This is a genomic window from Streptomyces sp. NPDC058880, assembly GCF_042742535.1.
GTDB lineage: Bacteria > Actinomycetota > Actinomycetes > Streptomycetales > Streptomycetaceae > Streptomyces.
Genome location: NZ_JBHYMC010000052.1, coordinates 30552 through 51312, shown reverse-complemented (window position 1 = coordinate 51312; position 20761 = coordinate 30552). Strand labels below are relative to the sequence as shown.

Here is a 20761-nt window from a genome sequence, read left to right as displayed (position 1 = left end):
GGGCGCGATCCCCGCGGGATCGCGCCCCTTCGGCGTGGGTTCCTACTGCTCGACCGCGTCGTGGCCGGTGTGCAGACCGCCGCCACCGCCGCTGCCGCCGGGGGTCGGCTGCGAGACGACCGGCTTCGACAGCGGGGCGAGGTCGTAGGCGTAGTGGCCGACCGCGTCCGCGATGACGTCGACGTTGATGTCGAGCGCCTTCTGGTCGATGTTGGTGATGTCGTCACCCTTGCCGTGGTAGTTCACGTCGTAGGCGACACCGGCCTGACCGCCGAACTTCGCGGCCTCCTCCGGCGTCTTGATGCCCTCGGCACCGGTGAAGGTGCCGCCGGACGGGATGCCGACCTCGATGAACGGGCCGTAGTCCGAGCGGCCGGAGAAGTCCGTGCCCGCGTGCGGGATGTTCTTGGAGTCGAGGAAGTCGGTGATCCCCTTCTCCAACTGGGCGGAGCCCTCCGGGCCGGGGCCCGCGCCGACGCCGTCGGAGTCGTCGCCGTCGTACACGAAGTACGCCGCGTTCGGCGAGGCGATCATGTCGAAGTTGAGGTAGAGCCTGATCTGCTTCTTCTGCTCGTCCGTCAGGCCGGCGACGTACGCCTCCGAGCCGAGCAGGCCGAACTCCTCCGCGGACCACCAGGCGAACTTGACCTTGTTCTTGATCTTCTTCTGCTCGCTCGCGAGCCGCTGGGCGACCTGGAGGATGCCGGCCGAGCCGGATCCGTTGTCGTTGATGCCGGGGCCGGCCGCGACCGAGTCGAGGTGCGCGCCGAGGAAGACGGTGTTGTTCTCGTCGCCGCCCCTGGTCTCGGCGATGACGTTGAACGTCGTCCGGTTCTCGCGGAGCTCGCGGATGTCGAGGGTGATCTCGACCGGACCGGCGGCGGCCTCGGCGGCCAGCTTCTCGCCGTCTTCCTGGGTGATGCCACCGGTCGGGACCTTGCCGACGGTGGGGTCGCCCAGGGTGCCGTTCAGGGCGCCCGCGGTGTTGTTGTAGACGACCGCGCCGACCGCGCCGGCCGCGGCGGCGTTGGCCTGCTTGGCCGCGAAGGTGCAGCCGCCGCGCTTGATCAGGGCGATCTTGCCGGTGAAGCCGCCGGCGGCGAAGTCGCCCGGCTCGCAGCCGTTCGTCCCGTCCGCGTCGACCGGGGCGACGGCGACCTCGGCCGTCACGCCGCCCTCGGGGGTGCTCGTCGTGTACGTCATCAGGTGCATCGGGACGTCACGCCCGGTGGCGCCGTTCACCGTGAGCTTCTCGGCGAGGGTCTCGACGTACACGAAGTCGAACGCGTTGCGCGTGACCTTGTAGCCGGCCGCCTTCATCACGGCCTCGACGTACTTGGCCGACTGCTCGTGGCCCTTGGAACCGGCCGCCCGGTTGCCGTTGTTGTAGTCGGCGATCGACTGCAGGACCCTGAGGTGGTTGAAGGCTCCCTTGCCGGTCGCGTCCTTGACCAGCTTCCGGGCCAGCGCGTCCGCCTTGGCGGCGTCGCTCCGCGGGCTCCCGGTGGCACCGGCCGGTCCGGCGAGCAGCAGGGGCGAGACGAGCGCCGCGGCTGCCAGGGCGGCGGTTGCTGCGGCTATACGGCGTGAGGGCATGAAGATCCTTCCACGACAGGCGAGCAGGGCAGGCGGAGCAGTGCAGGCGGAGCAGGGCACAGCGCGGCGGAGCACGGCGGACCGGTTCTGCGGACGCGGTGCGCGTTACGTGGGGGAACAGTGAGCGCACGTTAGACAGCAAGTGGCCATCATGGCCAGAGTTTTCGCTGATTTCGGTTCATGAATTCCGTATATCGGTGACTCTGGGCCGGTCAAATCCAGCCATCCACCTGCCGGTTGGCCCTGTCGGACGGGCTATCGGAGGATGCCCTCGATGAAGTCGGAACCGATGCGCGCAACAGCGCTCAGATCCAACTGGTGCTGGGCATATCGGCCCTGCCTCCGTGTATGCATCAGACCGGCCCTTTTCAGGACGGCCAGGTGCCGCGACACCTCCGGCGGAGTGATCCCGTACACCTTCGCCAGCTCGCTCGTCGTGAACGGGGCCCGGGCCAGACTCCGGCACAGCATCATCCGCATCGGGTGCGCCAGTGCCTCCATCCGCCGCTGGAGCAGTTCCACCGAGCCCGGCTCGGCGGTCGGCCCATGGGTGTCCAGCGGGTAGTGGACCACCGGCCGCCACCGCGGTGCGTGCAGCACCAGCAGGTGCGGCCACCCGAAGTTGGTCGGCACGAGGACGAGGCCGCTGCCTATTCGGGGATCGGTGGCCGTGGTCGTCCCGTGGACCATCTTGTCGGCGGTGATGGTGGTGAGGCCCTCGTCGATGCTCAGGGCCGCAGAGACGTCCTTCAGCGCGGCCGGCAGGCCCTTGCGGCGCAGCAGCTCGGCCTTGTGCCGGGCGTCGGCGCTCTGGCCGGGCTCCAGACGCTCCCACGTCCGGGCGAAGAACGCTTCGTCGCAGTCCTCCAGGAGCCGCCTGAGCCACGTCCGCACGGCCGCGGTGTCATCCAGCAGCCGTACGGAGAAGTCCAGCTGGCGCGGGCCGCGGGCGGCGGCCGCCTCCAGCGCCCTGGCGCGGGCCGCCGGGTTCTCCAGCGGCGAGGGCCCGCCGCCCGCGTTGTAGAGCGCCGGATGGCAGTGCTCCAGGGCGGCCCCCACGAACCGCTCGTCGTCCAGCCGGTCGAGTACGTCGAGCTCTTCGGCCAGCGTCGCCGCCGGGCGCCCGGACTCGCCGGGGATCCCGGCGAAGGCCATGAAGATGTCGGAGAAGCAGGTGCGCCACAGGAAGTCGGCCTCCAGCAGACGGTCCGCGAGGCACGGATCGAGCGAGGCGGAGGTGGCGGCGGTCCAGGAGGCGAGCCGCGGGTGGTGCGACGGCTGGGAGAGAGCGTGCAGGGCCATGCTGAGCTCGGCCAGCGGGGAGGGCGCGAAGGTGATCCGCTCGTGGGGGAGCCCGGCGATGTCGATGGTGACGCTCATCGGGCCATTCTGTCCGTGTCCGCACGGCGGGGAAGTCCGCCCCGGCGTCCCGGCGCCTCCGTACGGGTGGCCGCCATGGCCTCGGCGCGGCCGCCGGACGAGTGATCGCGGGCGCCGGGAGGACCGCCCCACGGCCGCCCCGCGGGCCCCGGCGGCCGGACGATTGACGTGGACCGTCAACCGTCGTGCGCGACGGGGCCGACGGGGTGAGGGTGGAGTCATGACAGCGATAGAGCAGTACCTCATCGACACCTACCGCGCGTCCCAGCACGGCACCCCCATGCCCCCGCCGCCGGGGCGCGACGATGTCGCCGTCGTTCGCGCGGCCCACTCCTACCAGCAGTTCCGGGCCGTCCTGGACGGCGGCGAGGCCCGCCACCCCTGGCGGGCCGCCCTGCGGCGGATGCTGAGCCGCCCGCACCCGTGCTGAGCCGCGGGGGCGGTGTCTCCGCGGTGGCGATCGGAGCGGTCAGGCTCTCCGTCGGCGGCGCCGGCGCGTCCTACCCGCCCCGCCGGAGCCGCCGCCGTGCCCGGACCTCAGACTCCCGGCACCGCTTCCGCGGTCGGTGGCGCAACCGTCGCCCTGCGGCGCGACCGCCGTGCGGCGAGGCCGAGCCCCGCACCCGCGAACAGCACCCCGGCGCCTGCGAGCGCGGCTGACCGGAGGCCGACGACCAGCGGGGCGCCCTCGTCGATGAACGTGGCCCTCACCGCCTCCCGGGGAACCGTGCCTCCCTCCGACGCCTCGGACCGGTACCGGGAGTCGGCGGAGTTGCCGCGGTTGTCGCCCAGGAGGAAGAGACGGCCCTCGGGCACGGTGACGTCGAACGCGCCGGGCGATCCCGCCACCGGATCGCCGTTCAGGACGTAGGGCTCGTCCAGCGGCTTCCCGTTCAGGGTCAGTGTCCGCTCCCCGGGGGCGTAGGCGATGCGGTCGCCGCCCACCGCGATCACGCGTTCGATCGACAGATGCCGTTCGCCCCAGGCCGCGGCGTCGAAGAGCACCACATCGCCGCGGTCCACACCGGTAGCGAGCGTGTTGAAGTCCATCGATCCGCCTGCCGGATGGGTAGGCCTCATGTGGTCCGACGGAATGACCCTGGTCGGTATGAAGAAGTATCCGCCGAGGCCCCCGACACCGCCCACGACCCCGCCCAGCGCCAGCAGTGCCACCGCTGCCACGCGCAGACGGTGTCCCGGCCTGCGGTCCTGTGTTCCCACGTGCACGTCCTGCTTTCCTCGTTCCCCGGATGCGCCCGAAACTGTACGGGCCGCCGGTGCGGAGTACGCCAGCCGGGCTTCGCGGTGCCGGAGCCCGGCCCTTCTCGCACGCTCGCCGGCTACCGCCGCCCGCCCTCCCGCACCCCCGGCGCGGCTTTGACCGCTCGGAGGAAGGCGGACCAGGCGGCCGGCGAGACGATGAGGTGGTCCTCGCCGGGGGCGTCGCTGCCGGCCACCCTCACGGCCCCGTCGCGGGCGGCCGCCGCTACGTGGACGCAGGCTTCGCCGGTGCCGCAGTAGGACGACTTATGCCAGCTGAGCACGGACATTGAGGTCTTCCCTTCACAGGGTGCGCAGGATGTTGTGGATGAACTCGCTGCTCTTCTCGCGGTTGAGGGCCATGGTCTCCATGCGGCCAAGGAGGAGCCGGTATCCGTCCAACCGGGCCTCGGCGTCCACCAGCGCCGGACCGTGTGACTGGTCGAGGTGGACTGTGTCGAGCTGTGGCACGGGACCGTGCGCGTAGTAGATCGACTGGCCGGCACCGGGGAATGATCCCGCCTCGAAGGGGATCACCAGGATGCGGACTTGGCTTCGCTGTGCCATCTCGATGAGATGGACGAGCTGTCCCTTGACGACGGCGTGTCCGCCGAACCGCATCCGCAGGGCCGCCTCGTGGATGATCGCCGTATAGGGGATGGGATCGCTGCGGTAGAGCACGTCCTGCCGCTTGATCCGGTGGGAAACCCGGTGCTCGACCTCGGGAGGGGTCAGTTCCGGGACCACCTGCCGGAAGACTTCCCGCGCGTGGTCCGCCGTCTGTAGAAGGCCTGGGACGTGGGCTGTATAGGCGGCGCGCAGTGCCAACGAGTGGTGTTCAAGCTCGGCCAGGTCCAGGAGGCTGGGCGGAAGTACCTCTCGGTACTGCTCCCACCAGCCGTTCGTACGGTCGGCGGCCATCGAGGCGAGCGCGTCCACGAGTTGTGCGTCGCAGACCGAGTACACGCGTGCCATGGCACGGACGCGGTCGGGGCTCACTCCGAACCTGGCGGTTTCCACGTTGCTCAGCTGACCCGAGCTGGTGCCGATCGCGGCCGCGGCCTCGGTGGCGGTCATACCGGCCCGCTCGCGGAGTTTGCGCAGTTCAGCGGCGAGCCGGGCGCGACGGGCCGTTGGTACGGGGCGGGCGACCATGTTTCACTCCTCACTCACACGAGGGAATTCCGGATCGAAGACCTTAGATTCGCGCAAAGAATCTTTGGTGGCGTCTAGTCTGGAACGCAGGCCACCCCGCCCGGAAGTACCCCGCTCGACGGAGCGGCACGGTCACCGGGCAGCAAGCGCAAAGCGACCAACACCCCTCCGTGATCGGAGACTTCCATGCCTGCCACCGTATCTCCGTCGTGGGCCTACAGCCTGCAACTCCCGCAAGATCCCCGCGCCCCCGGCCTCGCCCGCCAGACCCTGCGCTCCGTGCTCCGGACGCACGCGATGAGCGCGCTCGTGGAGACGGCCGAGCTCTTGGCCGGTGAGCTGCTGGCCAACGCCTACCTCTACTCGGACGGCCCGTACACCCTCCGGCTCCGGGCCATGGGGTCCACCCGGCTGCGGGTCAGCGTCTGGGACAGCAATCCCCACATCCCTCCGCCCTTCGGGGCGGACTCACCCGTCGCGGCGCCGCGGCCGGGCGCCGAACGGGGGCGCGGGCTGTTCCTCGTGCGGGCGTACGCCGCCAACTGGGGCGGCTATCCGCTCGGCGGGACGGGGCTGTACGGGAAGGCAGGGGGGAAGCTGCTGTGGGTCGAGGTCCACGCCTGACGGGACCGGGACCGCACCCACGGGGTACGGCCCCGGTCCCGGCAGCGTCATTGGAAGTTCGGTGCGTTGCGCTGGTAGACCAGCCGCAGCCCGATCAGCGTCAGCCACGGCTCGTGGTCGTCGATCACCGACGACTCGCCCAGCACCATCGGGGCCAGCCCGCCGGTCGCGATGACCCGGACGTCCTCCGGATCCCCGTGTGGCCCGGCCAGCTCTTTGGCCATCCGGGCCACGACCCCGTCGACCTGGCCCGCGAAGCCGTAGATCACGCCCGACTGCATCGCCTCGACCGTGGACTTGCCGATCACGTGGCGCGGCCGGGCCAGCTCGATCTTGCGCAGCTGGGCGCCCCGTACGCCGAGTGCCTCCATCGAGATCTCTATCCCCGGGGCGATCACCCCGCCCACGTACTCACCCTTGGCGGACACCGCGTCGAAGGTGGTCGCCGTACCGAAGTCGACGACGATCGCCGGGCCGCCGTAGAGCTCGACCGCCGCGACCGCGTTGATGATGCGGTCCGCGCCGACCTCCTTCGGGTTGTCCATCAGGATCGGCACGCCCGTCTTGATGCCCGGCTCCACCAACACCGCCGGCACGTCGCCGTAGTAGCGCCGGGTGACCTCGCGCAGCTCGTGCAGGACCGACGGCACCGTCGCGCAGATCGCGATGCCGTGGATCCCGTCGCCGAGCTCGCTGCCGAGCATCGGGTGCATGCCCATCAGGCCCTGCATCAGCACGGCCATCTCGTCGGCCGTGCGCCGCGGGTCGGTCGAGATGCGCCAGTGCTCGACGATCTCGTCACCGTCGAACAGGCCCAGGACCGTATGGGTGTTGCCCACATCGATGGTGAGGAGCACCGGTTACACCGCCTCGCGCAGATCGAGACCGATGTCCAGGATCGGCGAGGAGTGGGTCAGCCCGCCGACCGCCAGGTAGTCCACCCCGGTCTCCGCGTACGCCCGGGCGGTGTCCAGGGTCAGCCGGCCCGAGGACTCCAGCACCGCGCGGCCGGCCACCAGCGTGACGGCCTCCTCGGTCTCCGGGACCGTGAAGTTGTCCAGCAGGATCAGGTCCGCGCCCGCGTCCAGGACCTCGCGTACCTGGTGCATCGTGTCGACCTCGACCTCGATCGGGACCTCCGGGAACGCCTCGCGCACCGCGGTGAAGGCCTGCGCGACGCCGCCCGCGGCGACCACGTGGTTGTCCTTGACCAGCGCCGCGTCCGAGAGGGACATGCGGTGGTTGACGCCGCCGCCGCAGCGGACCGCGTACTTCTCCAGCGAGCGCAGGCCCGGCGTGGTCTTGCGGGTGTCGCGGACCCTGGCCTGCGTGCCCTCCAGGACGTCCGCCCAGCGGCGGGTGGCCGTCGCGATGCCCGAGAGCCGGCACAGGATGTTCAGCGCGCTCCGCTCGGCCGTCAGCAGGTCTCGGGTGCGGGCGCGGACCGACAGCAGCACCTCGCCGGCCTTGACGGTGTCACCGTCCTCCGCGTGCCGTTCCACCTCGAAGGCCTCCGTGCACACCACGGAGAACACCGCCTCGGCGATGCGCAGGCCCGCCACGACGCCGTCCTCGCGGGCGACGAAGTCGGCGATGGCCTCGGCGTCCTCGGGGACCGTGGCCACGGTGGTGACGTCCACGCCTCCGTCGAGGTCCTCGGAGAGCGCCATGTGGGCGATGTCCTCGACCTCGATCGGGTCCAGGCCCGCGTCCGCGAGCAGCTGGGCCAGCGCCGGGTCGAGGCCGCTCTCCTCGCCGTCGCCGCAGGCGCAGTCGTCGCCGCAGCCGCCGTCGTTCTGGTCGATGAGGGGAAGTTCGGGGGTGCTCACGGTCACTGCTCCAGGCTCGGGGTGCTCAGGGGGTGCGCGGACGGGAAGTCCGCGGAGTCGGTGGGTACGACGACCAGGGCCCGCTTCTCGGTGTCCGAGAGCCGGACCACGAGGTGGCGGCGCCACCGGGCATCGTCCCGGTCCGGGTGGTCCTCGCGCCAGTGGCAGCCGCGGGTCTCCTCGCGGCGCCGTGCGGCGGCGACCAGGACCCGCGCCACGCACAGCAGGTTCGTGGCCTCCCAGGTGTCCACACCGGGTTCGGCGGTCTTGCCGTGTGCTTCGAGATCGTTCAGGGCGGTGGCGTACAGCCCTTCGAGGGCCTCGGCCGCCGCCGCCAGCGAGCGGGCGGAGCGGAGCACGCCCGCGCCGTCCGTCATGATCCGCTGGACCTCGTACCGGGCCCCGGCGGGCTGCAGCGGACCGGTCGAGGGCACCGGGACGCCGGGGCCGCCGCCGCCGTACTCCTGCGCGGCGATGTCCTCGGCGATCCGCTCGGCGAAGACCAGCCCCTCCAGCAGGGAGTTGGAGGCCAGCCGGTTCGCGCCGTGCACGCCCGTGCAGGCGACCTCGCCGCAGGCGTACAGGCCGGGGACGGTCGTGCGGCCGTGCAGGTCGGTCCGGACGCCGCCGGAGGCGTAGTGCGCGGCGGGCGCCACCGGGATCGGCTCGGTCACCGGGTCGATGCCGTGCGCGCGGCAGGCGGCCAGGATCGTCGGGAAGCGCTGCTCCCACATCCGCGCACCGAAATGCCGGGCGTCCAGGTACATGTGCTGTGCGCCCTGCTCCTGCATGCGGCGCATGATGCCCTTGGCGACGATGTCGCGCGGGGCCAGCTCGGCCAGCTCGTGCTGACCGACCATGAAGCGCACGCCGTCGGCGTCGACGAGGTGGGCGCCCTCGCCGCGGACGGCCTCCGAGACCAGCGGCTGCTGGCCCTCGGCGTCCGGGCCCAGGAACAGCACCGTCGGGTGGAACTGCACGAACTCCAGGTCGGAGACCTCGGCCCCGGCGCGCAGCGCGAGCGCCACACCGTCGCCCGTGGACACCGAAGGGTTCGTCGTGGCGGAGAAGACCTGGCCCATGCCGCCCGTCGCGAGGATCACGGCGGGCGCATGGACGGCGCCGACGCCGTCGTGCTGGCCCTCGCCCATGACGTGCAGGGTGACACCGGCCGTACGGCCCTGCGCGTCCTGCAGGAGGTCGAGGACGAGCGCGTTCTCCACCGTCTCTATGCCCGCGGCGTGCACGGCCTCGACCAGCGCCCGCGAGATCTCGGCGCCGGTGGCGTCGCCGCCCGCGTGCGCGATCCGCCTGCGGTGGTGGCCGCCCTCCCGGGTCAGCTCGATCTCACCGGTCTCGGCGGAGGTGTCGAAGACCGCACCGGTGTCGATCAACCGGCGTACCGCGTCCGGGCCTTCGGTGACGAGCAGTCGTACGGCCCCCTCGTCGCACAGGCCGGCGCCCGCGACCAGGGTGTCGTCGAGGTGCTGCTCGGGGCTGTCGCCCTCGCCGAGGGCCGCGGCGATGCCGCCCTGGGCCCAGCGGGTGGAGCCGTCGTCGAGCCGGGCCTTGGTGACCACGACGGTACGGCGGCCCGCGGCCGCGCAGCGCAGCGCGGCGGTCAGACCCGCCACACCGGAGCCGACGACCACGACGTCGGCGTCGAGGGACCAGCCGGGCGCCGGCGCGTGCAGCCGTATGCCGGTGCTGCCGACGGGGCCTCTGGCAGGGGTGCTCACGAGTGTGCTCCGAATTCCAATGGGATGTTGTCGATCAGCCGGGTCGTGCCGACCTTCGCGGCGACGGCCAGCACGGCCCGCCCGGTGAAGTCGGGACCGGCCTCGGTGAAGTCCTGCGGGTCCACCAGCGCCAGGTAGTCCAGCACGAGCGGCGGCTCCGAGCGGGCCGCGTCGTCCAGCACGTGGCTGGCCGCGGCCCGGACCGCGTCCGGCAGGCCCGCGCAGGCCGCCGAGACGGCGTGGGCGTCGGCCGAGGCGCGGATCTCGCCCAGCCGGGCCAGAGCGGTGGCGCGCTCGTCGGTGGCCGGGGCGGCCTCGGCACGGGCCCTCAGCGCCGCCTGCGCGGCGAGCCGGTCGCGGCCGGCGAACAGCGCCCGGGACAGCGCCAGGGCGGTCTGCCGGTCCGCGGGGGAGAGATAGCGGTTGCGGGACGACAGCGCCAAGCCGTCCTCCTCGCGGACGGTCGGTACACCGACCACCTCGACGGGAAAGTTCAGGTCGGTCACCATCCGCCGGATCAGCGCCAGTTGCTGCGCGTCCTTCTGGCCGAAGAGGGCCAGGTCGGGGCGGGTCAGGTGGAGCAGTTTGGCGACGACGGTCAGCATCCCGTCGAAGTGGCCCGGGCGGGTGGCCCCTTCGAGCCGCTCGCCCATCGGGCCGGCGCTGATCCGCACCTGCGGGTCGCCGCCCGGGTAGACCTCGTCGACCGCGGGGGCGAACACCGCGTCGGCGCCCGCCTCTTCGGCGAGCGCCAGATCCGCGTCGAGGGTGCGGGGGTAGCGGTCGAGGTCCTCACCCGCCCCGAACTGCAGCGGGTTGACGAAGACGGTGACGACGACCTGCCCCTCGGGCCCGGCCTGCTCCCGGGCCGCGCGGATCAGGGTGGCGTGACCCTCGTGGAGGGCGCCCATGGTCATCACCACGGCCCGCCGCCCGGTGCGCGGCAGCTTGTGCAGCTCGTCGGCGGTGTGCAGCAGCAGCTCGGTCACTGATCGCCCCCGTCAGGGTCCGTGTCGGCGAGAACGCCGAGCAGGTCCTCGGCGAGTTCGGGCTTGAGCAGACCGTGCGCGAGGGCCCGGTCGGCAGTGGTGCGGGCCATGGCCAGGTATCCGGCGAGCGTGCCCGGCGCGTGCCGGCGCAGCTCCGCTACGTGCGCGGCGACCGTCCCCGCGTCACCGCGGGCCACCGGCCCGGTCAGGGCCGCGTCGCCGGAGCGCAGGGCGTTGTCGAGGGCCGCGCCGAGCAGCGGGCCGAGCATCCGGTCGGGGTGCGCGACCCCCGCCTTGCGCAGCAGCTCCAGCGACTGGGCGACCAGCGTGACCAGGTGGTTCGCACCGAGGGCGAGGGCCGCGTGGTACAGCGCGCGGCTCTCCTCCGCGACCCACTCGGGCTCCCCGCCCATCTCGATGACCAGGGCCTCGGCGGCCAGCCGCAACTCGTCGGGGGCGGTGACGCCGAAGGAGCAGCCGGCCAGCCGCTGCACGTCGACCTCGGTTCCGGTGAAGGTCATCGCGGGGTGCAGGGCCAGCGGCAGGGCGCCCGCGCGGCGCGCCGGGTCGAGCACGGAGGTCCCGTACCGGCCCGAGGTGTGCACGAGGAGCTGGCCGGGCCGGACCGCTCCGGTCTCCGCGAGTCCCTCCACGAGCGCGGGGAGCGCGTCGTCGGGGACGGTCAGCAGGACCAGGTCGGCCAGTTCCAGCACCTGGGCGGGCGGCACCAGCGGAACGTCGGGCAGCATGCGCGCGGCACGGCGCACGGATGCGTCGGAGACGCCCGACACGGCGACGGGACGGTGGCCCGCCTGCTGGAGCGCACGGGCCAGCGCGGGGCCGACCCGGCCCGCCCCGACGACGCCGACGGCCAGCCGGGCAGGGCGTGGCTGCTGTGATGGATTCACGCGGGGAATGCCTTCCGTTCCAGTCCGCAGGGGTACCGGACGTTACGCCGCCATGCTAGCCCGTGGGGCTCTTGGCCGGTCGGGGACGAGGGGCGAGGATCAGGGGCCATGAGCGACAGCGACGACGAAACGCGACGCACGGCCCGGCTCGTGGCCGCCTGGCGGGCGGCCGACCGGACCCTGACCCGCAGTCCGCGCGAGGCGACGCTGGGTGAGTCGCTGGCGCGGCTCGCCCAGGGCCCGTACGACCACGACATGGACGCGCCGGCCGACCTCTACGGCGACGGGATCGTCGAGGAACTGGAGCGGCGGGTCGCGGAGCTGCTCGGGACGCAGGACGCCGCCTTCTTCCCCAGCGGCACGATGGCGCAGCAGGTCGCGCTGCGCTGCTGGGCCGGCCGGACCGGGAACCCGGTCGTCGCGCTGCACCCGATGAGCCACCCGGAGATGTGGGAGGGCGAGGCCCTGTCGGTGGTCTCCGGGCTGCGGGTGGTGCACCCGACGACCGAGGCGCGCCAGCCGACCGCGCAGGAGGTCGAAGAGGTCCGCGAGCCCTTCGGCACGCTGATGCTGGAGCTGCCGCTGCGCGAGGCCGGGTTCCTGCTGCCCACCTGGGAGGAGCTGCGGGCGGTGGTGGAGGCGGGACGGGAGCGGGAGGCGGTGATCCACTTCGACGGCACCCGGCTGTGGGAGTCCACCGTCCGCTTCGGCCGCCCGCTTCCGGAGATCGCCGGGCTGGCCGACTCGGTGTACGTCTCGTTCTACAAGTCGCTCGGCGGCCTGAGCGGGGCGGCCCTGGCCGGGCCGTCGGATTTCGTGGAGGAGACCAGGGTCTGGCGCCACCGCTACGGGGGCCAGATCTTCCGACAGTTCCCGCAGGCCCTGGCCGCGCTGGCCGGACTCGAACGGGAGCTCCCGCGGCTGCCGGCGTACGTGGCCCAGGCACGAATGGTCGCCCGGGCTCTGCGCGAGGCCCTCGGGAAGGCCGGCGTCCCCTGGGCGCGTGTCCACCCCGAGGAGCCGCACACCCACCAGTTCCAGGTGTGGCTGCCCCACGACCCGGACCGGCTGACGGAAGCGGGCCTGCGGCAGGCGGAGGAGACCGGCACGGTCTTCTTCCGCCGCTGGTCGGCCGGGGGGCCGCCGGGCCTCGCGGTGACCGAGCTGGAGGTCACCGAGCCGGGCCTGTCCTGGACGGAGTCCGAGGTCCACGAGGCGGTCTCGGCCTTCGTGGCCCGGATCTGACGCCGCCCGGCCGCGGCCGGAAGCGGCTCCCGCCGCGGCCGGGAACGGCCCTTGCCGGGGCCTGGAACGCTTCTCTGCCGGGGTCGGGCGAATCGGCTCCGACTGCGCGGAGCCGTACCATCCGCACCCCCTCGGGGCTGCGGCGAAACGCCGAGTTGCGTGAAAGTCGCCGGTGAGGACCGGCCGCGGCGTTACCGTCCTTTGACCGCAATTACCGGCCACCGTGCCCGGAGGAGACACCATGACTGCTCAGCCCGCGTGGCGGAAGTCCTCGTTCTGCGGTGCCGGCGACGCCTGCGTCTACGTCGCCGTCGCCCCCGGCGCCCTCGTGAAGGTCGCCGACCGCGTCGACCCCGCCCACCTGGTCCTCGCCACCACCCAGGCCGCCTGGGCGGACTTCCTGCGCGCGGTCAAGGAGACCGGCTGAGGCCGGTGCCGACATCCGGCCGCGCCGCGCCGCACCCACCCCTCCTGAGGGGATTTTGTCCGATTAGCGCGTATCTTCGGCCCCATGCCCACGCCCTACGGATCCCGCGGCGGCATGGCGTTCAGCGCTGCTGAGCTGCACGTGCTCAGGCGTTCGCTCGCCCACGCCCTTCAGTCCTCCTCGGCCCCCTTGGCGGCCGAGGAGGTCCAGGACTGCCTGCGCCTCGCGCAGGCGGTGGACGAAGCGGCCCGGGAGGCGGGCCGGCTCAGAGCCTTCGTCCTGGACGATCTGGCCCGCTACCGGAACGCTCTGCCCGGCAGTCTCTCCGGCTACCTGGAGCTGCTCCGGGAGGCCCTCGCCGGCGGCTACGAGCCGGTCCCCGACGACCTCGCCGCCCTGCGCGCGCTCCGGTCCGATCCGGCTGCCGCCGCACTGCTGCAACGGGCCCGGGCCGTCGCAGAGCGTTCCGTACGGCGACGTCTGGCCACGGCCCGCGCACCACGCGCCCGCCGGCTGTCCCTGGCGGGCGGCCGGGAGGAGCCGCCGCGACCGGCTCCCGCGCCGCCCAAGGAGCGGCCGCGCCCCGAACGGCCCGTCCCCACTCCCGGCGAGGTCTTCCCGCCACGCCGCAAGCCCACCCCGCCCCCGGCGTCCGGGCTCGCCGTCGTGTGAGCGCGTCCGGCCGGAGCGGGCCGCGGGGCGGCGGCCCGGGGTGGCGGGGGTGCACCCCTCACCCACCCCGCCCGGCCGGGCTGAGTGTGGCTACGCTGGGGGCATGGACTACGTCTCCGCGCTCGTGCCCCCCTTCGTGATGGCCGCGTTCTTCATCGCCCTCGTCGTGACGATCGTGAAGAGCCAGGGCGGCTCCAACAAGTCCAAGGAGGACGCGGCGGTCGACGCCGTGATCGCCCGGGCCGAAGCCGCCCGCCAGCAGCAGAACTAGGCCGTCTCTTTCAGGTCGTGCCGGTTGAGCCCGCGGTGCCAGGCGCCGCGGGTCGGGCTGGATCCGGAAGAGCTCCGGAAGGGACGGCCTGGACGCCCGCCCGGCCGGGCCGATTTCCGTGGACCACGCCCGGCCCGCGGTGCGGTCCGATGCGCCGTGATCCGGCGCGGCCCGTCGCCTGACCCGTAGGACACGTTCCGGGGCGCTCCGGGCGCGGAGCGCCTCCGCGCGGGCATGCGCCCGTATGGGCCGTGCGCCCGATTTCTGCCGCGCGTTGCCGGGTGAATGGTCGGGCAATTCCGCACAACCCGCACTATCGTGCTGTTGTGCCTCGCCCCTTGGGAGAACTCGAAGACGCCGTCATGACGCGGGTGTGGCAGTGGAACCGCCCGGTCACCGTTCGGGAAGTCCTGGAAGACCTCCAGCAGGAACGGTCCATCGCGTACACCACGGTCATGACCGTTATGGACAATCTCCATCAGAAGGGCTGGGTCCGGCGGGAAGCCGAGGGCCGCGCCTATCGGTATACCGCGGTCTCCACCCGCGCCGCCTACTCGGCCGCACTGATGAACGAAGCCTGGTCGACGAGCGACAACCCCGCCGCCGCTCTCGTCGCCTTCTTCGGCATGATGTCCGCGGAACAGCGCGAAGCCCTCCGGGACGCCGTCCGGGTCGTCCAGTACGACGACGAGTCCGGCGCCGAAGCCCCGGCGCAACCGCGCGCGGAAGCTCCCGTCGAACCGTCCGCCGAACCCGCCGCGCCGGCGGACGGCGATCCCGCTCCGGCGGAAGGCGACCCCGCTCCGGCAGAAGGCCAAGAGGAGTCCGCCGAGCACCCGGGTCCGGCGGGGCGATAGCGTCCGCAGCCATGGGAGAGTTTTCCTCTGCACATGCAGAAACAGTGACGATCCGCCGTGCCCGCACACGCGATGTTCCCGCGCTGCGCCGCCTCCTCGACCAGTACGTGCAGCAGCGGATCCTGCTCGACAAAGCGCCGGTCGTCCTTTACGAGGACATCCAGGAGTTCTGGGTCGCGGAACGCGACTCCGACGCACAGGTAGTGGGCTGCGGTGCACTCCATGTGATGTGGGAAGACCTGGCCGAGGTGCGCACTCTCGCCGTCGACCGCGACTTGAAGGGCGCCGGCGTCGGCCACCAGGTGCTCCGGCAGTTGTTGAGCACCGCCCGCACGCTCGGGGTGAGCCGGGTTTTCTGCCTGACCTTCGAAGTCGAGTTCTTCGCGAAGCACGGCTTCGTCGAGATCGGCGAGACCCCGGTGGACACCGATGTCTACATGGAGCTGTTGCGTTCCTATGACGAGGGCGTCGCCGAGTTCCTCGGTCTCGAACGAGTGAAGCCGAACACCTTGGGCAACAGTCGGATGCTTCTGCACCTCTGATCGATGGCCTCAGCTTTTCCGGCGCTCCGCGGTCCTGAGGCCTATGTCCGAATCGCGCACGTTTCCCGCCTCGTTGCGGTCCTGAACCTCTCCCGGGGGGTTTGTGTTTTCCAGGGAAAAGCGGTTTCCTTTCCGCGTACTGCTTTTCGATGAAAGGAAATCCCGGTGGCACAGAAGGTTCAGGTCCTTCTTGTCGACGACCTCGACGGCGGCGAGGCGGACGAGACCGTGACGTTCGCTCTGGATGGCAAGACCTACGAGATCGACCTCACCACCGCCAACGCTGAAAAGCTCCGCGGTCTGCTCGACCCGTACACCAAGGGCGGCCGCCGCACCGGTGGCCGCGCCACCGCGGCCCGCGCCAAGGGCCGCGCCTCCGCGGCGACCGGGAACCCGGACACGGCCGAGATCCGCGCTTGGGCCAAGGAGAACGGCTACAACGTGAACGACCGCGGACGCGTCCCGGCCGAGATCCGCGAGGCCTACGAGAAGGCCAAGGGCTGACGGACCCCTTGCGTACGCCGCCCCAGGCGCGCCCGGTGGCACTCCGTCGCCGCCGCCGCGACCAGGCGTACGAGATCGGGCCGGCGAGCGGGCCCTGCGGGCCGCCCGGGGCCCGGCAGGGCCGGCAGCAGCGCCTCACACCCCTGCTCGGGGGGTCGCAGCCACACAGCGGCCCCCCGGGGGCTTCCTCCGGGGGGCGGCCCCGGGGGTGCCGGGGCGGTGATCCGCCCGCCCTCACCCAGGGCGGTCAGATCCAGGGCGACCCCGCCCCACTCCAGCCAGTCGAGCAGCCCGTCGAGCTCCTCTGCGCTCCCCGGAGCCACCAGGAACCGCATCCGGCGACCCATCACGGCCACCGGACCCGTGGCGACCGGCCGGCGCAACAGCGCCGCCCCCGCGTCCGACGGCAGCTCCAGCACGTCGAAGCCGACGCCGGTCACGAGCTGGACCGGCGGCCCGCCCGTCACGGTCCACCCGAGCACCCTGCCGTACCAGGCGGCGTACGCGTCCTCCCCGGGCGCGACACGGGGCGGCGGGACGGTCGGCAGCACGGTTACGGGCATGTCCGGAGCAACTGCAGAAACGCTTCGGGGTTACGGTGGATGTGACGTTCCGCACTCACGGATGTGCGGAACGTAAACGTTCGCGGCGGTGGAGTCCCACATTCGAGACGAAACTCTGTTCGCCCTCAGCGGAGGGAACCGGCGTCACCGGCATGGAGTGTCGGCCCGTACGGGTAAGACATTCCTAGTGGATCGGGGCGACACGCTGATTTGACCGGCTTCCGTTCGCCGTCGGCGTACACGCATGACGGGTATCTGCCTGGCCTGCGGGAACATCGTCTCGCACCATCGAGTTGGAGCAGTTGTCGGCTCTTCAAGCCGGTTTTCCCGCTGATGCAGGGGTGAGCCGTGGACGGATGTCGGCAGTTGGAATGAGCTGTCCCGCCCCACGGGACTAGCATGCGGAAGGACAGGGCGGGGACCGACCCCGAACTGCCCGACCGCTCTGAGGAGCGATAAACGATGTTCGAGAGGTTCACCGACCGCGCGCGGCGGGTTGTCGTCCTGGCTCAGGAAGAAGCCCGGATGCTCAACCACAACTACATCGGCACCGAGCACATCCTCCTGGGCTTGATCCACGAGGGTGAGGGTGTCGCCGCTAAGGCCCTGGAGAGCCTCGGGATTTCGCTCGAGGCTGTTCGCCAGCAGGTTGAGGAGATCATCGGTCAGGGCCAGCAGGCCCCGTCCGGCCACATCCCCTTCACCCCGCGGGCGAAGAAGGTCCTGGAGCTTTCGCTCCGAGAGGCCCTCCAGCTCGGCCACAACTACATCGGCACCGAGCACATCCTGCTCGGCCTGATCCGCGAGGGCGAGGGCGTCGCCGCCCAGGTCCTCGTGAAGCTGGGCGCCGATCTCAACCGAGTCCGGCAGCAGGTCATCCAGCTGCTCTCCGGCTACACCGGCGGAGGCAAGGAGTCGGCCACGGCCGGCGGCCCGGCCGAGGGCACGCCCTCGACCTCGCTCGTCCTGGACCAGTTCGGCCGCAACCTCACCCAGGCTGCCCGCGAATCCAAGCTCGACCCGGTCATCGGGCGCGAGAAGGAGATCGAGCGGGTCATGCAGGTGCTCTCCCGCCGTACGAAGAACAACCCGGTCCTCATCGGCGAGCCCGGCGTCGGCAAGACCGCCGTCGTCGAGGGACTGGCGCAGGCGATCGTCAAGGGCGAGGTCCCCGAGACCCTCAAGGACAAGCACCTCTACACGCTTGACCTCGGCGCCCTGGTCGCCGGCTCCCGCTACCGCGGTGACTTCGAGGAGCGCCTGAAGAAGGTGCTCAAGGAGATCCGCACCCGCGGCGACATCATCCTGTTCATCGACGAGCTCCACACCCTCGTGGGTGCGGGCGCCGCCGAGGGCGCGATCGACGCCGCCAGCATCCTCAAGCCCATGCTGGCCCGTGGTGAGCTCCAGACCATCGGTGCCACGACGCTCGACGAGTACCGCAAGCACCTTGAGAAGGACGCGGCCCTCGAACGCCGCTTCCAGCCGATCCAGGTGGCGGAGCCTTCCCTCCCCCACACGATCGAGATCCTCAAGGGCCTGCGCGACCGCTACGAGGCCCACCACCGCGTCTCCATCACGGACGAGGCTCTCGTCCAGGCGGCGACGCTGGCGGACCGCTACATCTCGGACCGCTTCCTCCCGGACAAGGCGATCGACCTGATCGACGAGGCCGGCTCCCGGATGCGCATCCGCCGGATGACCGCGCCGCCGGACCTCCGCGAGTTCGACGAGAAGATCGCGGCCGTGCGCCGGGACAAGGAGTCGGCCATCGACTCCCAGGACTTCGAGAAGGCGGCTTCTCTCCGCGACAAGGAGAAGCAGCTGCTCACGGCGAAGACCAAGCGCGAGAAGGAATGGAAGGCCGGCGACATGGACGTCGTCGCCGAGGTCGACGGCGAGCTCATCGCCGAGGTCCTCGCGACCGCGACCGGCATTCCCGTCTTCAAGCTCACCGAGGAGGAGTCCTCGCGACTGCTCCGCATGGAGGACGAGCTCCACCGTCGGGTCATCGGCCAGAAGGACGCCATCAAGGCGCTCTCCCAGGCGATCCGCCGTACCCGTGCCGGTCTGAAGGACCCGAAGCGCCCGGGCGGCTCGTTCATCTTCGCCGGTCCGTCCGGTGTCGGTAAGACCGAGCTCTCCAAGACGCTCGCCGAATTCCTCTTCGGCGACGAGGACGCGCTGATCTCCCTCGACATGTCGGAGTTCAGCGAGAAGCACACGGTTTCCCGACTCTTCGGCTCGCCCCCCGGTTACGTGGGCTACGAAGAGGGCGGCCAGCTCACCGAGAAGGTGCGCCGGAAGCCGTTCTCCGTCGTCCTCTTCGACGAGGTCGAGAAGGCCCACCCGGATATCTTCAATTCCCTTCTCCAGATCCTGGAGGACGGTCGCCTGACCGACTCCCAGGGCCGGGTCGTGGACTTCAAGAACACGGTCATCATCATGACGACCAACCTGGGTACCCGGGACATCTCGAAGGGCTTCAACCTGGGCTTCGCGGCGCAGGGCGACACGAAGACCGGCTACGACCGGATGAAGGCGAAGGTCAACGAAGAGCTCAAGCAGCACTTCCGGCCCGAGTTCCTGAACCGTGTCGACGACACGGTCGTCTTCCACCAGCTCACCGAGGAAGACATCATCCAGATCGTCGACCTGATGATCGCGAAGGTCGACGAGCGCCTCAAGGACCGCGACATGGGCATCGAGCTGAGCGGCGACGCCAAGCTCCTGCTCGCCAAGCGCGGCTACGACCCGATCCTGGGTGCCCGGCCGTTGCGCCGGACCATCCAGCGCGAGATCGAGGACGTGCTGTCGGAGAAGATCCTCTTCGGCGAGCTGCGGCCCGGTCACATCGTGGTCGTCGGCAAGGAGGGTGAGGGCGAGGAAGCCAAGTTCACCTTCCGCGGCGAGGAGAAGTCGGCCCTGCCGGACCTGCCTCCGATCGAGGCCACGGGTTCCGGACCGGACCTGTCGAAGGGCGCGTAACGCGTAGGTGCGACCGAGCACCACACAAGGGGCGGCCCCGGAACCTCACGGTTCCGGGGCCGCCCCTTTGGCGCGGTTGCCCGCGGGGGCGCCTCCGCACCGGGCGCGCGGGAGTGGGCGGGGCGGACCGGACCGGGCGGGGGCGCCGGGGGCTACCGGGTCCCCGGGCCGAAGCGCTGGCGGTAAGCCGACGGCGTGAGCCCGGTCTCGCGGCGCAGCACGGTGCGGAGGTTGGCCGGGGTACCGAGTCCGCTGCGGCGGGCGACGGCGTCGACGTGGGTGACCCCGTGTTCGAGGAGCCGGCGGGCGAGGGTGACGCGCTGCGCGGTCAGCCATGCGCGCGGGGTGGTGCCCAGTTGGGTGCGGAATCGCCGGTGCAGGGTGGTGGTGCTGACGGAAGCCTCGGCCGCGAGGTCCGCGACGCTGAGCGGGGCGTCCAGCCGCTCCTGTGCCCAGGCCAGCAGGGGTGCCAGTGACTCGTCGGGCAGCTCGGGCATGGGGCGCTCGATGAACTGCTGCTGCCCGCCGTCGCGATGGGCGGGGAAGACCAGGCGGCGGCTGATGGTGTTGGCGGTCTCCGCGCCGTGGTCGCGGCGGATGATGTGCAGGCCGAGGTCGAGTGCGGCGGCGCTGCCCGCGGAGGTGAGGATGCTGCCGTCGTCGACGAAGAGGACGTCGGGCTGTACGTGGACGTCGGGGTAGCGGGAGCGCAGGAGTTCCGCGCACTGCCAGTGCGTGGTGGCCCGGCGGCCGTCGAGTACGCCGGCCTCGGCCAGGGCGAACGCGCCGGTGCAGAAGGAGACCAGTCGGGCGCCGCGCGCGTGGGCGCGGCGTATGGCGTCCAGCACGGCGGGGTGGCGGGGGCGGGTGACGTCCGGTCTGCTCGGGACGATGAGGGTGTCGGCGGCCTCGGCGGCTTCGAGGCCTGCCGTCTCGGTGAGGGTGAAGAAGCGGCCTCGCATCACCGCGCGGTCGCCCGGCGTGCAGAGCGCGAACGCGTAGAGGTCGCGCCCCAGTTCGGGCCGGGGCAGGCCGAAGAGTTCGGTGGCACAGCCCAGTTCGAACGGATTGGTGTTCTCGTCCACGAGGACCGCCACCCGGTGCGGGCGCGACCCCGCGGGACCGTGGAAGGATTCTTGCGGCATGTGCATGTTCTAGCACTCACGTACGGGGGCGGCGGCACCCCAGAATGGCCGTCGAGCCGGCGCACCA

The 20761-nt window shown here is 71.7% G+C and carries 22 protein-coding genes; 10 read left to right on the top strand and 12 right to left on the bottom strand.

Annotated elements, in window-relative coordinates; genetic code table 11:
• Nucleotides 1–42 precede the first annotated feature (42 nt).
• Together ACFW2G_RS25065 and ACFW2G_RS25060 are read right to left on the bottom strand one after the other, a co-directional pair.
• The gene (locus tag ACFW2G_RS25065; RefSeq protein WP_384455459.1) at nt 43–1596 is read right to left on the bottom strand and encodes a M28 family metallopeptidase; all 1554 of its coding nucleotides are present in this window, start codon (nt 1594–1596) and stop codon (nt 43–45) included.
• Nucleotides 1597–1851: 255 nt separating this feature from the next.
• The gene (locus tag ACFW2G_RS25060; RefSeq protein WP_037921186.1) at nt 1852–2976 is read right to left on the bottom strand and encodes a DUF5937 family protein; all 1125 of its coding nucleotides are present in this window, start codon (nt 2974–2976) and stop codon (nt 1852–1854) included.
• 220 nt (nt 2977–3196) lie between these two features.
• On the opposite strand from ACFW2G_RS25060, the gene ACFW2G_RS25055 reads away from it, so the two are divergent.
• Nucleotides 3197–3406: a hypothetical protein gene (locus ACFW2G_RS25055; protein ID WP_384585221.1), complete on the top strand. Its 210-nt coding sequence runs from the start codon at nt 3197–3199 to the stop codon at nt 3404–3406.
• A gap of 107 nt (nt 3407–3513) precedes the next feature.
• Here ACFW2G_RS25055 and lepB read toward each other — a convergent pair whose 3' ends face one another.
• The 3 genes from lepB to ACFW2G_RS25040 form a co-directional block, all read right to left on the bottom strand.
• Nucleotides 3514–4158, bottom strand: a complete 645-nt coding sequence (gene lepB / locus ACFW2G_RS25050; RefSeq protein ID WP_384585218.1) for a signal peptidase I — start codon at nt 4156–4158, stop codon at nt 3514–3516.
• A 158-nt stretch (nt 4159–4316) separates the two neighbouring features.
• Entirely contained in the window at nt 4317–4526 is a 210-nt protein-coding gene (locus ACFW2G_RS25045) for a DUF397 domain-containing protein (RefSeq protein WP_037921191.1), read from the bottom strand.
• Nucleotides 4527–4539: 13 nt separating this feature from the next.
• Nucleotides 4540–5391: a helix-turn-helix transcriptional regulator gene (locus ACFW2G_RS25040; RefSeq protein WP_037921193.1), complete on the bottom strand. Its 852-nt coding sequence runs from the start codon at nt 5389–5391 to the stop codon at nt 4540–4542.
• A 186-nt stretch (nt 5392–5577) separates the two neighbouring features.
• On the opposite strand from ACFW2G_RS25040, the gene ACFW2G_RS25035 reads away from it, so the two are divergent.
• A complete protein-coding gene (locus ACFW2G_RS25035) occupies nt 5578–6015 on the top strand; it encodes an ATP-binding protein (protein ID WP_037921195.1) in 438 nt (145 codons plus the stop codon).
• Between the two features lie 47 nt (nt 6016–6062).
• Here the strand turns inward: ACFW2G_RS25035 and ACFW2G_RS25030 are convergent, their stop codons facing one another.
• The 5 genes from ACFW2G_RS25030 to ACFW2G_RS25010 are packed head-to-tail and all read right to left on the bottom strand — an operon-like array spanning nt 6063 to nt 11480.
• Nucleotides 6063–6872: a type III pantothenate kinase gene (locus tag ACFW2G_RS25030; protein WP_037921197.1), complete on the bottom strand. Its 810-nt coding sequence runs from the start codon at nt 6870–6872 to the stop codon at nt 6063–6065.
• Nucleotides 6873–6875: 3 nt separating this feature from the next.
• Nucleotides 6876–7844 carry a carboxylating nicotinate-nucleotide diphosphorylase gene (gene nadC, locus ACFW2G_RS25025; protein WP_037921199.1) on the bottom strand — a complete coding sequence of 323 codons (969 nt, stop codon included), beginning with the start codon at nt 7842–7844 and terminating at the stop codon, nt 6876–6878.
• A gap of 2 nt (nt 7845–7846) precedes the next feature.
• On the bottom strand, nt 7847–9583 hold the full coding sequence (locus ACFW2G_RS25020; RefSeq protein ID WP_384455471.1) for an L-aspartate oxidase: 1737 nt from the start codon (nt 9581–9583) through the stop codon (nt 7847–7849).
• Nucleotides 9580–10572, bottom strand: coding sequence for a pantoate--beta-alanine ligase (gene panC / locus ACFW2G_RS25015; RefSeq protein WP_384455474.1), 993 nt, complete (start codon nt 10570–10572; stop codon nt 9580–9582). Before panC ends, ACFW2G_RS25020 begins: the two co-directional genes overlap by 4 nt.
• A complete protein-coding gene (locus ACFW2G_RS25010; RefSeq protein ID WP_384455477.1) occupies nt 10569–11480 on the bottom strand; it encodes a Rossmann-like and DUF2520 domain-containing protein in 912 nt (303 codons plus the stop codon). Before ACFW2G_RS25010 ends, panC begins: the two co-directional genes overlap by 4 nt.
• A gap of 108 nt (nt 11481–11588) precedes the next feature.
• On the opposite strand from ACFW2G_RS25010, the gene ACFW2G_RS25005 reads away from it, so the two are divergent.
• From ACFW2G_RS25005 to ACFW2G_RS24975, 7 genes are all read left to right on the top strand, one after another.
• Entirely contained in the window at nt 11589–12725 is a 1137-nt protein-coding gene (locus ACFW2G_RS25005; RefSeq protein ID WP_384585214.1) for a threonine aldolase family protein, read from the top strand.
• Nucleotides 12726–12966: 241 nt separating this feature from the next.
• On the top strand, nt 12967–13152 hold the full coding sequence (locus ACFW2G_RS25000; RefSeq protein WP_037921209.1) for a DUF397 domain-containing protein: 186 nt from the start codon (nt 12967–12969) through the stop codon (nt 13150–13152).
• 84 nt (nt 13153–13236) lie between these two features.
• Nucleotides 13237–13824 (top strand): hypothetical protein, encoded by a 588-nt coding sequence (locus ACFW2G_RS24995; protein ID WP_037921210.1) that lies wholly within the window; start codon nt 13237–13239, stop codon nt 13822–13824.
• A gap of 103 nt (nt 13825–13927) precedes the next feature.
• The gene (locus ACFW2G_RS24990) at nt 13928–14095 is read left to right on the top strand and encodes a hypothetical protein (protein ID WP_030027391.1); all 168 of its coding nucleotides are present in this window, start codon (nt 13928–13930) and stop codon (nt 14093–14095) included.
• A gap of 326 nt (nt 14096–14421) precedes the next feature.
• The gene (locus ACFW2G_RS24985) at nt 14422–14952 is read left to right on the top strand and encodes a BlaI/MecI/CopY family transcriptional regulator (protein ID WP_384585211.1); all 531 of its coding nucleotides are present in this window, start codon (nt 14422–14424) and stop codon (nt 14950–14952) included.
• Between the two features lie 11 nt (nt 14953–14963).
• Nucleotides 14964–15494 (top strand): amino-acid N-acetyltransferase, encoded by a 531-nt coding sequence (locus tag ACFW2G_RS24980; protein ID WP_037921215.1) that lies wholly within the window; start codon nt 14964–14966, stop codon nt 15492–15494.
• A gap of 165 nt (nt 15495–15659) precedes the next feature.
• A complete protein-coding gene (locus ACFW2G_RS24975) occupies nt 15660–15998 on the top strand; it encodes an Lsr2 family protein (RefSeq protein WP_037921217.1) in 339 nt (112 codons plus the stop codon).
• Here the strand turns inward: ACFW2G_RS24975 and ACFW2G_RS24970 are convergent.
• On the bottom strand, nt 15977–16549 hold the full coding sequence (locus ACFW2G_RS24970) for an SCO3374 family protein (protein ID WP_052030521.1): 573 nt from the start codon (nt 16547–16549) through the stop codon (nt 15977–15979). The genes ACFW2G_RS24975 and ACFW2G_RS24970 overlap by 22 nt on opposite strands.
• A 474-nt stretch (nt 16550–17023) precedes the next feature.
• On the opposite strand from ACFW2G_RS24970, the gene ACFW2G_RS24965 reads away from it, so the two are divergent.
• On the top strand, nt 17024–19549 hold the full coding sequence (locus ACFW2G_RS24965) for an ATP-dependent Clp protease ATP-binding subunit (protein WP_037921221.1): 2526 nt from the start codon (nt 17024–17026) through the stop codon (nt 19547–19549).
• Nucleotides 19550–19701: 152 nt separating this feature from the next.
• On the opposite strand, the gene ACFW2G_RS24960 is transcribed toward ACFW2G_RS24965, so the two are convergent.
• Entirely contained in the window at nt 19702–20694 is a 993-nt protein-coding gene (locus ACFW2G_RS24960; protein ID WP_384456641.1) for a GlxA family transcriptional regulator, read from the bottom strand.
• Between the last annotated feature and the right edge of the window lie 67 nt (nt 20695–20761).

What these genes read in the sequence shown, in the direction of transcription:
- ACFW2G_RS24980 (WP_037921215.1), top strand. Translation starts at nt 14,964, where the DNA reads ATGGGAGAGTTTTCCTCTGCACATGCAGAAACAGTGACGATCCGCCGT.
- ACFW2G_RS25040 (WP_037921193.1), bottom strand. Translation starts at nt 5,391, where the DNA reads ATGGTCGCCCGCCCCGTACCAACGGCCCGTCGCGCCCGGCTCGCCGCT.
- ACFW2G_RS24965 (WP_037921221.1), top strand. Translation starts at nt 17,024, where the DNA reads ATGTTCGAGAGGTTCACCGACCGCGCGCGGCGGGTTGTCGTCCTGGCT.
- ACFW2G_RS25065 (WP_384455459.1), bottom strand. Translation starts at nt 1,596, where the DNA reads ATGCCCTCACGCCGTATAGCCGCAGCAACCGCCGCCCTGGCAGCCGCG.
- ACFW2G_RS25060 (WP_037921186.1), bottom strand. Translation starts at nt 2,976, where the DNA reads ATGAGCGTCACCATCGACATCGCCGGGCTCCCCCACGAGCGGATCACC.
- ACFW2G_RS24960 (WP_384456641.1), bottom strand. Translation starts at nt 20,694, where the DNA reads ATGCCGCAAGAATCCTTCCACGGTCCCGCGGGGTCGCGCCCGCACCGG.
- ACFW2G_RS25045 (WP_037921191.1), bottom strand. Translation starts at nt 4,526, where the DNA reads ATGTCCGTGCTCAGCTGGCATAAGTCGTCCTACTGCGGCACCGGCGAA.
- ACFW2G_RS25035 (WP_037921195.1), top strand. Translation starts at nt 5,578, where the DNA reads ATGCCTGCCACCGTATCTCCGTCGTGGGCCTACAGCCTGCAACTCCCG.
- ACFW2G_RS25000 (WP_037921209.1), top strand. Translation starts at nt 12,967, where the DNA reads ATGACTGCTCAGCCCGCGTGGCGGAAGTCCTCGTTCTGCGGTGCCGGC.
- ACFW2G_RS25055 (WP_384585221.1), top strand. Translation starts at nt 3,197, where the DNA reads ATGACAGCGATAGAGCAGTACCTCATCGACACCTACCGCGCGTCCCAG.
- ACFW2G_RS24990 (WP_030027391.1), top strand. Translation starts at nt 13,928, where the DNA reads ATGGACTACGTCTCCGCGCTCGTGCCCCCCTTCGTGATGGCCGCGTTC.
- ACFW2G_RS24995 (WP_037921210.1), top strand. Translation starts at nt 13,237, where the DNA reads ATGCCCACGCCCTACGGATCCCGCGGCGGCATGGCGTTCAGCGCTGCT.
- ACFW2G_RS25005 (WP_384585214.1), top strand. Translation starts at nt 11,589, where the DNA reads ATGAGCGACAGCGACGACGAAACGCGACGCACGGCCCGGCTCGTGGCC.